This is a genomic window from Bacillus sp. JK106 (genome assembly GCF_053663355.1).
This window is the reverse complement of the sequence record NZ_JBSJQC010000002.1, coordinates 864,006-877,418: the sequence shown is the minus strand read 5'-3', so window position 1 is coordinate 877,418 and position 13,413 is coordinate 864,006. Positions and strand designations below refer to the sequence as shown.

Sequence of the window (13,413 nt, the reverse complement as noted above, 5' to 3'; positions counted from 1 at the left end):
TTATTTAAATGCTTTCCAAAACATTTTTTTCGCAGGAAGCTCTTGTTTCTCCGCTCGTACGTCAGGTTCTTTTACCAGAGCCTTACGTCTTAATGACGGTACCGGCAGCGGCTTTCTTTTCATTCGGGTATCTTTTTCTTCCCAAGCTTCCAGAATGACGTGGGCGTTCGTTCCGCCGTCGGCAAAGCAGTTGATGGCTGCTGACGGTCTGGCTGCATCCCATTCGCCGGCTGTTTTATGAAAGTGAAAATCTGTCTTTGTTATATCAAAATGCGGCATCGGTTCGTCTCCTGAGAGAAACGGAACCGTTTGTTTATGCTTCAGCATTAATACGACTTTAATGAAGCTTGCGATGCCTTCTGCGCAAAGCGGATGCCCGATGTTCGGCTTGATTGACCCGATGCCGAGCGGAACATGCGGACCTGAGCGGTATACAGATTGAATCGCCTTCAGCTCAAGCAAATCAGTCACCGCGGAACCCGATCCGTTTGCTTCGATATAACTGATGTCTTCCGGCTTTTTGCCGCTTTTGAAAAGCGCGCTTTGCATAACGTCTTTTTGCGCCTGCATATTCGGGGCTGACGGGCCTGCCGTTCTGCCGTCATTGTTCATGGCGGCAGCCTTAATGACCGCGTGTATCGTGTCGCCGTCTTTTTGCGCCTGGCTTACTGTTTTTAACAGAACCATGCCGACGCCTTCACCGAGGACAACTCCGCCTGAACGCTTGTCAAATACGTGAAATGCCGGTTTTTCGTTTAACAGCCCGCGCTCTTGGAACATCCGGTGCGCCGCATCCGTGTTCAGCAGGCTGACGCCGCCAACTACCGCCGCTTTGATATCGCCGCTTCTCAGTGCCTGAACGGCCATGTTCATTCCTGTCAAAGCCGATGAACAAGCCGTATCAAGCACGATGCTCGGCCCGCGCAGATCAAAAAATTGCGAAACGTTTGCCGCTAAATAATTCTGCCCGCCCGCAACAATCGGGTTGCGGGTATTCGCAAGACTTTCAGGATCGGGCTGATGCTGGCTGCGGCCTCCGATATAAACACCGGCTTCTATGCCCTTGATTTCTTCACGGGTATAGCCGGCATGGCACCAAAGTTTCAAGCTCTCTTCCAGCACCGCCAACGCCTGGGGGTCCATCGCTTTCGCGTCGTTTTCCGGAATGAAAAAGAATTCGGAATCAAAGTGATCCATATTGTCAATCAATCCCGCAACATATTGATTTGCATATCCGAAACGTTCCGCCGGGACGGAGCCGATTGCGGACCTGCCGCTTCTCAGCAAATCCCAATATTGTTCTAACGATTCCGCTCCCGGAAAACGGCAGCTCATTCCGACGACGGCAATGTCTTCAGTTACGGCATCACGCTTTTGTTCAGTGTGAACCGTTTGTACGGCAGCCGGAACCAACATTTCTGTATCAGGTTCCTCCCTTTCTGCAAGCAGCGGCTGACCATTGGATACAAGCCATTCGGCAAACGCGTCAATCGTCGGATGTTCATATAAAACAGACGGATCTAAGTCCTCTTTGAGCGCATGATTCATTTGCTGTAAAAGCTGTGCTAAAATGATCGAATCAACCCCGTAATCCTGAAACGGTTCGTCTGTTTCCAGTTCTTCCGGAGCGATTTTCAGCTCATCGGAAAACAGTTTCACAAGCCACGCCTTCGTATCAAGAAGCAGTTCTCTGTCTGAATGTTTGTCCGCGTCTTTGCCGTTTATTACGGCTTCAGTCTCTTTTTGTTTTTTCTCTTGACAGAGCAGCCTGTCGGGATGCCATTCGCTCCGATCCACGATAGCCGGCAGAACGGACGGGCGGATGTTTTCAGATAAAATGCGGTCCAGCAAATCAAGTCCTTCCGCGTTGGACAGTCCCAGCAGCCCGGTCTGCTTCAGGTTTTCTGTGCGGACTTCACCCAATCCGGTTTCCTTCCAGTTCGGCCATTGAATGCTGACTAACGGATATTGATGCTGATGAGCCGCCGCGAAATAATCCATGTACGCATTTGCCATCGCATAATCCGACTGTCCCGCCGCGAGCGCCGGAACGACTGCAGATACTGAAGAAAATAAGACAAAAAATTGCAAAGGATCATTTGTGAAAAGGCTGCTTAATGTTTGAAGCCCGGCGACTTTCGGTTCCAGCACTTCTTGTATATCGTCGGCAGTCTTTCTGATAAACGCCGGATTTACTGAATTAACCGATCCCGCACAGTGAATGACGCCGCCGATCGGTCCCATCGTGCGCCGGATCGTTTCAATTTCCGCTGCCGCCGCATCATGATCAGACAATTTCAGACTGATCACCGCCACTTGCACTCCTTTTGCTTCAAGCTCTTCAATCGCCCGTATCTTCTCTTTCAGCCTCGTATTAACGGCTGACCGTTCATGACGGGGAGGAATCGGCTCCCTGCCTGTCAGCACTACTTTTTTCACGCCGTGTTTTTCTGTGAAATGGCGGGCGCATAAGAGACCCAGTCCCCTCGTGCCTCCGGTAATGAAAAGCACATGGTCTTCAGGAAACGGTGCGGGCTTATGTTCTGCTCGCTTCCCGCTTGGAATCTCGCTGAACAAAGCACGGTATCTCTGTCCGTTTCGGCGGCAGACTTCCGGTTCTGTGCTGTCCGCCGAAAATTCATCTGCAATCTGTTTGGCAAGCGTCTGCTGATCCGTATCTGTATCGGCATCCATGTGTCTGGACGTCACGTTTTGATACTCATTTTGAAGCATTCTGTACAGGCCGCTTTTTGCCGCTCCTGCAAGATGAATCGTTTTCTGCTGAAATGGCTCCAAGCCTTTTGTTACATATAGCAGCGTCAGCGGCCGCGCTTGCCGGCGGCTTGTATCAATCAGAGTCTGGAGCCGGCTGATCCCTTCCAGTGAAAGGTCTTCGTCTCCGCATCCCGTCAGATCGATTGCGCCATCTATGTGATTCCAATCGCTAGCTGCAGTGTCAGCGGAATCGACCGGGAAAATGAACGAGTCAGCGAAATGCTTTGCAGTCTCTTCGGCAAGCCCCGCTGTCCTTGCATCAGCCAGAATCATGACCGTCCTGCCGCTTTTCTCACCGGCCGAATCGATCTCACTCGGAACCCATTGCTTTTCTAAAAGCACAGCCTCGCGCCGGTCTTCTGTTTCCTGCGGTACGGCTTTCGGTTCAGGCAGCCAGTAAGGCTCCTTCGCAAACGGGTAAGCCGGCAGACTGATTCTGCGGGGTTTTTCGCCTTGATAGAGTCTGTCCCAGTCCATCTGAAGCCCTTTGGCCCACAATTCCGCTATTTTGACGTATTTTTTCTTATCGAACCACGACCTGACAAGCTGCTTCAGATCATCGTCCGTTTCAAATGCTTTGATTTCTTTTTTTGCCGTTTTGATGTGGGCTTCATATATCCCTTCACCCGTATTTCCGTTTACAAAATCGGTTAAACGGCTGATCAGTTCTTCTCTCGAACCGGCTGTAACCGCAAGACGGTAATCCATCGCATCACGCCCGGTCTGAAGCGTATATGCCATATCCGAAAGATTGATATTCTGATTGGCTTTTGCAAATTCGATCACAGACTCGGCATAGGTTTTTACCTGCGGCGCTTTTTTCGCCGACAGCACAAAAATGTTTGTCTCATCAGACTTACGGCTTCCTCGGTCTTTCGGCTGATACTCTTCGATAACGAGATGAGCGTTTGTACCGCTGTAGCCGAATGAGCTGACACAGGCCCGCCGCGGTGCTCCGCCTGTTTCCCAAGGTTTAAGTTCGGTATTGACAAATAAAGGCGAGTCATCGAAATCAAAATGTTCATTCGGCGTGCTGAAATGAAGGGTCGGCACAAGCTGCTGATGTTTCATCGACAGCAAAACCTTCTGGACGCTTGCTACACCTGCCGCCGCCGACGTATGCCCGATATTCGATTTAACCGAACCGATGGCGCAAAATTGTTTGCGGTCCGTTTTTTCCTTGAATACAGAAGATAAGGCTTCTAATTCAATCGGGTCCCCCTGCTTTGTGCCGGTGCCGTGCATTTCCGCATAGGTGATGCTCTCAGGGTGGATGTTGTGCGCTTCATACACTTGACGCTCTAATTCCATTTGGCTTTTCGCGCTTGGTGCGGTAATGCCGTTGGTTTTTCCGTCCTGGTTAATTCCTGATCCGATAATGACTCCGTAAATATGGTCTTGATCGGCTTCCGCATCTTTCAGCCTCTTCAAAACGAGCGCCCCCGCGCCTTCGCCAGGCACAAATCCGTTCGCGCTGTTATCAAATGCTTTACATTGGCCGTCAGGAGACAGCATTCCTGCTTCACACATGCTGATGTATGATTCAGGCGTTAAATACAAGGTGACGCCGCCGACAAGGGCCATGTCAATTTCATGATTCAACAGCGCCTGACGCGCCAAATGAGTCCCGACAAGAGATGAAGAGCATGCCGTATCAATCGGAATGGCCGGCCCTTTCAAATTGAGATAATAAGGCAGGCGGGCCGCCGCGATGCTGAAACTGTTGCCCGTCGCGCTTCCTCCTGTCTGATGTTTGTTTAACATCATGCCGTATTCATTGTTCATAATCCCCAAATAAACGCCGCAATTTTTTCCGTTTAATTCTTTTGAGCTGTAACCCGCATCTTCAAAGGCTTTAAAACCTTCCTGTAAAAATATCCGGTGCTGCGGGTCCATAAGTTCCGCTTCAGACGGAGATATATTAAAGAACAGCGGATCAAACTCTTCAATGCCGTCAAGCATACCGATTGATCTGCAGTATACTTTGCCCTTCTTGTTTAAGGCCGGATCATAGTATTTGTTTACATCCCAGCGGGAAAGCGGGATGTCGCGAATGGCGTTTTTCGAACGGGCTAAGTTGTCCCAATATGTCTTTAGGTCCGGCGCATCCGGGTACTTGCCCGACATGCCGACGATGGCTATCGCGTCTGCTATCTCGTCTTTAGGCTCCCGTTTGGCCTGCACCGGTTCAGGTTCCTTTTGAACCGTTAATCTCTCCGGTCCGGCAGGTGTTTTCTCCTGCGGGGCGGCTTGCTGCGTAAGCGGCTTTGGACGTACGGGAACCGCCTGTTTTTTTCTGCCGCGGACGGACGGCTGCGTGCGCAGAAAATCGGCAAATTGACGGATTGTCGGATAATCATACACTTTCGTTACATTACAGTCCGTGCCGTACCGTTTATTGACGGCCTTTATCCATTCAAGACCGGTGATTGAATCCATGCCGAGGTCAATAAAGGCCTCATCAATATCCACTTCATGCCGCTCCATGTACAATACATCAGCCAGTGCTTTTGATAACTCGTCATGCACCGCTTCAATCGGTTCTTCCGGTTCGGCGGAAGCTGCTGTTTCAGACATCGCCTCCAGAATATCCGCTTCTGCTTGTATCACATGCTGCTTATGAGCGTTTAAAGGCTGCAGCTGTATGTTTGACGGTTTTTTTACGGCCTCTGTTTTCTGCGGTTCGGCTGCTTTCTCAAGGATCGGTTCTGTCCCGAGCTCTTTTTGCAAGAAGGCCGCAAACTGGCGGATTGTCGGATAATCATATACTTTCGTCACCGTAAGGGACGTGCCGTACGCTTTATTAACGGCCTTTATCCATTCAAGACCGGTGATTGAATCCATGCCGATATCAATAAATGTGTCATCTGCGTCGATATCGTCGGCATCCATATATAAAACGTCCGCCAACCTTTCCGTTAATTCGGCACTTACTTTTTCAGCGGAAACCGCCGGACGGGAAGCAGACTGTACGGTTCTTTTCGGTTTCGCGCCGCTCAAAGGCTGCAATGAAATGTTTGACGGTTTTTCTTTGGCAGTCTCCTCGCGAAGAGTTGTTACTTCAATGACCGGTTCCGGGACGGTCGCCGGTGCGATCGGCGCAGACTGTGTTTCGGCCGGTCTTTTGACAGCTGTATCAGCTGATGTGTCGATCCAATAACGGTCTTTTGCAAACGGGTAGGCCGGGAGACTGATTTTTTGCGGTCTGCCCATTTGATACAGCTTATCCCAATTCAGCGGAAGGCCCTTCACCCAAAGCTCTAATACCTTTGCGGCTTTGCCTTTTTCAAGCCATGCCTCAATGGTTTTTTCCATGTCCTCATCAGCCGCAAACAGCGCCATCGTGTCTTTATTCTGTTTGACTTGTCCGCGGTAGAGCCGGTCAATTGACTCCTTGCCGCCCGTAAATTCGTCAAGCTTTTCTTCAAGCTCGCGCAAATTGCTGACAATCATTCCGAGACGCTCTTCCATCGGTTCACGTCCGATTTGAAGCGTATATGCGATCCGGCTCAGATCCGCTTCCCGGTAACGCCCGCTCCGCAGCGCATCAAGAAGACGTTCCGCCCATTTTTGAAGCCGTTGCTCATTTTTCGCGGAAAGGACGATCATCGACGGATGAGGCGCGGCGAAAGCCGTCTCCTTATCCTCACCAGCGGTATATTCTTCGATGACGATATGAGCGTTGACACCGCCGGCTCCAAATGAGGAAAGCCCCGCGGTTCTCGGCAATTCCTTATCATTTATGACTGGTCTTTTCCACTCTTCAAGCGTCTGCTGCACTTTGAACGGCGTAGAGAGAAAATCAATATTCGGGTTAAGCGTCCGGGAATGCAGTGACGGTGCGAGCTTCTTATGTTTCATTTGCAGGAGCACCTTCGTCAGACCCGCGATGCCCGCCGCGCTTTCACAGTGACCGATATTGGATTTTGCTGAGCCGATGGCACAAAACTGTTTATCTTGTGTTTGTTCTGAAAAGGCTTTTGTCAGACCCGTGATTTCAATCGGATCACCGAGTGAAGTCCCGGTGCCGTGGGCTTCAATGTAGCTGACCGCCCTCGGATCGGTTCCCGCGTCTTTTAACGCCTGTTTGATCACCGCGGCTTGGGCGTTCGGATTCGGTACGGAATACCCGTTTGTTTTTCCATCATGGTTTACTGCCGTTCCTTTGATCAGGCCGTAAATATGATCACCGTCCGCTTTCGCTTTAGAAAGCGGCTTAAGGAGCACGGCTCCCACTCCTTCACCGGGCACATAACCGTCCCCGCCTTCACCGAAACTTTCACATCTGCCTTTGCTTGATAAAAATCTGTTCTGGCCGAGCATCAAATATTTATTCGGATGAACGGATACATTGACGCCCCCGGCAAATGCTGTCTCGCATTCGCCGTTCCGCAAGCTTTGGCATGCCAGATGAATGGCTGTTAAAGAAGAAGAGCACATCGTATCCAGCGCCATGCTCGGACCGTTAAAACCGAATACATAGGAAGCCCTGTTCGCAATTGATGACGGATTTCCGGTCAGCGCAAGCGATTTTCCGCGCGCCTGTTCTTCGGCTCCGTAAAGCTGATATTCCTCATACATGACGCCTACGTAAACACCGACATTGGCGCCAAGCAAATCACCCGATTTTTCCGTGAGCTTTTTGCGCGTGTAACCGGCATCTTCCATCGTTTCGTAGACACATTGCAGGAATAACCGCTCCTGCGGGTCCATCAATTTTGCATCCCGAGGCGAAATAGAGAAGAATTGCGGATCAAATTTGTCCACGTCTTTCAAAAATCCTCCCCATTTTCCGTACGTCTTGCCTTCTTTATCTTTATCAGCGTCGTAATAAAGACTGTGATCCCAGCGATCGTTTGGAATTTCGGTTATGCAGTCAGTGCCTTCACTCAAGTTCTTCCAAAATTCCTGAAGATTTTCGGCTTGCGGATATCGTCCTGATATACCGATAATCGCGATATCTTCACGCTCCGTCACTGGATTTTTCCGCGTTTCTGTGCGGACTTGCGTAAAGCCTTTTTTGCCTTCATTCCGTTTGGAAACGGGCTTTATTTCGGCTTTCTCAGACAGCGCCGGTTTGGCTGCAGGGGTTTCTTCTGTTTTCAGCCCGGTCACTTCCAGCAGCGTGTCCCGGTGTGCTTTCATAAAATACTGCGCCAGCGATTCGATATTCTGATATTCGAAAAACAATGTTTTTGACAATGAACCGAAGCTCTTTTCCAGCCGGCCCGTCAAATGCATAATCATAATCGAATCAATTCCGTAATCTTCCATAGGCGCCTTGGCGTCAATTTTGCCGACAGGAAGTTTGGTTACTTCCGAAAGCACATGTTTCAAGAAATGCTCCGTTTTTTCTGAAAGCATGTTCTCTCCGCCTGCCGTAAGACCTGCCGGTTCTTCCGTTTCGCTGCCCTTATCCGGCTGATCATCCGCTGATTTTTTCAGAAACGCCCGGATTTTTGCGGCGTAGCCTTCCGTCACCATGATTTGGGATGTGTTTGCCGCCCACCCGCGGTACAAAGCATGGATGCCGTTTTCTGTTTTCATAGGGACCATGCCGCTTTCTTTTGTCAGCATCGCTTCCGTTTCAGCGTCAACCGTCATGCCGCCGTTTTTCCAAAGCGGCCAGCAGATTGAAAGGGTGTGTCCATAGCGTTCATTTCGGGCTTTTTTACGGTTTCTTTTTTCACTGAAGGCGTTCATAAACGCATTGGCCATCGCATAATCAGCCTGGCCCGCGCTTCCGGCGCTTCCGGCTCCGGAAGAGAAAAGAATCAGAAAATCAAGCTCAATGTCCTTTGCCGCTTCATCAAGATGAACCAGTCCGGAGACTTTCGGCGCCAGTACATCACGGATTTCATCTTTGGGCTTTTTCAGAATATAATTGTCTTTTATCATTCCCGCGCTGTGTATGATACCGTTTAATCCGCCGTACTGCCGGCAGATGTCCGCTGTGAGCGATTGAACTTCTTGTTTTTCCGTCATGTCCGTTTGTTTGTACACGGCTTCCGCGCCGAGATCGGACAGTTCTTGAAGCTGGTCTTTTTTACGGTTATCCAACAGAGAACGTCCCGTTAAAATAAGCACGGCGTCTTTTGCATGCCGGGCGATTTCTTTGGCGAATAAAAATCCGAGTCCGCCCGCGCCGCCTGTGATCAGATAAACACCTTTATCCTTCCACGGCTTTTCGACGCCGAACTGTTCAAGCCCTGTTTCCTGCCATTGTGCCGTATAGCGCTTGCCGTTTTCATAGCGAATATGTTTGTCATCAGGATGAGCGCTGCATTCTTTTACATATCGGGACAGCGTGTCTGCCTTGACGTCCGGCTCCAATTCAATCAGCTGGCCGGTCAGGTTCGGGTTTTCAAGCGCCGCTGTTTTCAAAAGCCCCGTTAAGCCGCAAAGGAGCTGCGTATCCGCTTCTTGAGGCACGACAATCTGAATGAGCTCGCACCCGCCGGAATTTGAAGCGAGGATTTTCTTCACTTCTTCGAACGCCTGAAGCGCACAAGCTTCAAACCGTTCGTCTTCACTCTTATGCTGATCACGGAGCACATGACAGCTGAAGTCTGTCTGTATGCTGTTCATTTGATCCGTAAACCGGTCTGATATCATCACGTGACGGGCTTTGAAATGAGTCGGTGCTTTTTCATGTACAGCGGTCTTCTCTTCCCATACGTGTTCAAAAAATAGTGTATCTGTTTTATCCGTTTCAATTTCCCGTGCGGAATAACCAGTCATTTTCACACATACATTGCCTTGTTCGTCACATACATCAATATCCAGCTTCTGCACGGCATCTTCAGGCTTGCTTTCGCCGCTGTACGCAATGGAAACCCACATATCGCTTTTACAGCTTTTCAACACATCAATCTGTTCGAGAGCAAACGGCAGCATCGGCCTTATGTCAGTCCCGTCTCTGTCAAGCATTAACCCGATTGTCGCGTGGAAGGCCGCATCCAAAAGGCTCGGATGGAGGACAAACTGATCTTTTGTATGAGAAATAGATGACGGGAGTGAGAGCTTCGCGAGCACTTTGCTGTCTTTTGCATAGATTTCCGTGACCGCTTTGTGAGCATCCCCGTATTCAATCCCCATCTGTTTATATGCCTGATAGCAAGCGTCAGGTGTGATCAGACGGCGTGACTCTCTTAATTTGTCAATCTCGATTTTGGCCGGTTCGCCCCCTCGGACAAACGCCGCGCTTCCTTGCGCATAGAGAACGGGCTCTTGTTCCGAGGAAGCCGATTCACTGTAAACCGTGAAGCCCATCTCCCCATTTTCTTCATCATAAAGACGGAGATACAGTTCTGCGGATTCATCCGCCGCTGTAAACGGACGTATCCATACGACATGTTTCAGACGGACTGTTCCTTCTTCCTTCGTTTCTGCCGCGTGTTCAACGGCCGCCCGGACCATTTCCAGATAAGCCGCGCCCGGTAACGTCCGCTCGTTTTTGACGACGTGATCTTTCAGGAAAAATTCTCCGCCGCTAAAAGAGGACCGGAAACGGACACCTGACATGTTTGATACATTTTCATGAAGGAGCGGATGCAGCATGCCTGCCCTGTTTTGCGGCAGCGATTCTCTTTTCTCCGCCTTTGGCACCCAATACCGGATTTTTTCAAATGGATATGTCGGCAGGCTGATCCGATTCGGTTTGTTTTCACTGTACAAGAGATTCCAATCCATCGTTCCTCCGCCGGCCCACTTTTCGGTAATCATCTCCAGACTCCCGGAAGAAAGCCATTTATGTATCAAGTCCGGAGCAAGCTCTGCCTGATTGCTTTTATCGGCTCGGTTCCGCCAGCATCCTCTGACCGTTTTACCCGCCAGAAAGCCTTCCAGCCGCTCTTTGAGCTGTGTCATATTCTGAGCGGTGAACGCAACCCGCTCCTCCATCTGTTCACGGCCGATCTGAAGTGTATACGCCGCATCCTCAAGCGGCAGGCCGGGATAAATAAATGAAGACAGCTTCGCAACATACTCTTTTAGCCGTTCTTCATTCCGGGCGGAAACCGGGAAAATGAAAGTCTGTTCTTCTGCCGGTTCATACGCTGTTCTCTGTGATTCTTCAGGGATAAATTCCTCCAGAATGAGATGCACGTTTGAACCTGTCGCCCCGAAAGAACTGATGCCCGCACGCCGGGGATATACGGTCTCGTTTCCGTTTTCCGTCACTGATGGCTGCTGCCATGCTTCGGTATGATGCTGGACGTAAAACGGTGATTGTTCAAAATCTAAATACGGATTCAGCTCCTCGGAATGAAGAGACGGCACCAAAGTTTTATGGTGAAGCTGCAGGGCAACTTTGCTTAAGCCGCTGATGCCCGCCGCCGATTCCGCATGGCCGATATTGGACTTCACTGATCCGATCGAACAGAACTGTTTGTCCTGTGTGTACTGGCGGAACGCCTTGACAAGGCCTTGAACCTCAATCGGATCGCCGAGAGAAGTTCCCGTCCCGTGCGCCTCAATATAACTGACCGTGCGCGGATCGATGCCCGCTTTGTCCAGGCATTCTTCAATCAAATCGGCCTGCGCGACAGGACTCGGCACGGAAATTCCGCTCACTGTCCCCACGTGGTTGACGGCACTGCCCTTTATCACCGCATAAATCCGGTCTCCGTCTTTTACCGCCTCTCGCAGCGGTTTTAATAAAACGGCACCGATTCCTTCAGCCGGTACATAGCCGTCTCCGTCTTTCCCGAATGTATGACAAACCCCGTCTGTTGAAAACATGTCCCATAAACCGTATGTCAGATATTTATTCGGATGCAGCGACAAGTTGACCCCTCCGGCAACCGCCGATTCACATTCCCCGCGCCGAATGCTTTCCGCAGCAAGGTGAACCGCAGTCAGCGAGGATGAACAGACCGTATCGACCGCCATGCTCGGCCCGTGAAAATTGCAAAAATATGAAACTCTGTTTGCGATTTGCGCATAATTAAGAGAAAGCGGGAATACATGATCTTCAGAAGAAGCTTCAGCCCCGACCAACGTATAATCCTTATGCATCACCCCTGCGAAGACGCCGACGCGCTGTCTCTTATTCCGTCCGCGCGCCTCTGCGAGCGACTTCGGCGTATATCCGGCATCCTCAATCGTTTCCCAGCATGTTTGTAAAAACAGCCGTTCCTGAGGGTCCATTGTTTCAGCTTCCCGCGGCGTAATCCGGAAAAATTGGGGATCAAAGCAATCCGGATCATCAATAAATCCGCCCCATTTTGAAATGCTCTTTCCGGAAGGCGACTTTACATTTTCAAACCGGCGCCAGTCCCAGCGAGACTCCGGAATTTCGGTGACACAGTTTTTTCCTTCTTTCAGGTTTTCCCAGAATTCATGAATATTTTCGGCCTGCGGATAGCGGCCGGCCATGCCGATAATCGCGATATCTTCATCTTGCGGAACACTGCTTTTCCGTCTTCTTTCTGTTTGCTTCTCAACCTGCTTCTCTATTTTTGCAGGAGACGCGCTGAAATGGCTTCCGTACTGCTCTGTCAGGAAAGCCGCCAGCTCTGCTGCCGTCGTATATTCAAACAGCAAAGTCGGAGAAAGGGTTTCGCCGATTTTTTCGCTTATCGTTTCGACGACGTCAAGCAGTCCGGACGATGTCAGCCCCATTTCATAGTAGCCGACTTGAGAATCAATCTGTTCAAGCGGCTTGCCGATTTTTTCCGCCATCAGATTCATGACATACCGCTCTGCTTCCTCATGCGGGTGTCCGCCTTCAAGCGATGCCGCAACTTCCGGTAAACCGGCTTTTTCAGGAGACTTCTCAGCAGGCTTACGGTCTGTATTGATCAGCTCGGCATCCCGCACGAGCTTGCTTGTGAAATCTTTCAGCTCGGCTACTTTCCGGCCGGATGCGTTAAAAAACTCCAGTGTAATGTAAATGAGCTCTTTTTCCTGCCTGAGCGACGAACGTTTGATTCTCGTGATGCAGCCGGCCTGCAAAGGTTCGGAAGCTGTAAAAGATTCATAGAAAAGAGGCAGAAACAGCCTCTTTTCCCCATTTAACAGCGAGGAGATCAATAGGTTTGCGCCGACGCCGCTTCCGTCAAGAAGAGTCGGATGGAACAAAAACCCTCCGGCCTGTCCCATCGCGTCTTTTCCGAGCGATACATCAAAGGTGACGCCGTCCCGCTCCTCAAACACTTCTCCTTCCGCTTTCATGTATCCGCTGTGAACCAATTCCTGGCTTCTGCATTGTGCATACAGCTCATTTAAATCGATGGTGCGTTCCGCCTCGCGTTTGACAGAGTCAAGATCAAGCGTGTCACTGAAAACTGCGGGTGCCGTCTCGTGCATTTCCGCTTTGACGTAAATACGTGCTTCCGGCTGGACTCGTCCGCCGCTGACCTCAGCCCCTTTTGCGGTAAGTTTCCAGCGCCCTTCTTTTACCTTCGTACATTCAACCGTAAGCTTGACGGCGCTGTCTTCTTTCGCGATAAGCGGCTGATATATGGATAAATGGCGCAGCTGAAGCCCGTCGTATGAATAGCCGCGCTCTTTGAAAATCTGATAAAACATATCAATATAAGCCAATCCCGGAAGGACTTTTTGTCCGTAAACGTCATGATGTAAAATAAACGGATTTTTCAGCGATAAAGTGATTTGCTTATTGAAGTTCTTCAC

The 13,413-nt window shown here is 50.3% G+C and carries 1 protein-coding gene; it reads right to left on the bottom strand.

Annotated elements, in window-relative coordinates:
- Positions 1-13,413: an SDR family NAD(P)-dependent oxidoreductase gene (locus tag ACWJJS_RS09690; RefSeq protein ID WP_454023513.1), complete on the bottom strand. Its 13,413-nt coding sequence runs from the start codon at positions 13,411-13,413 to the stop codon at positions 1-3.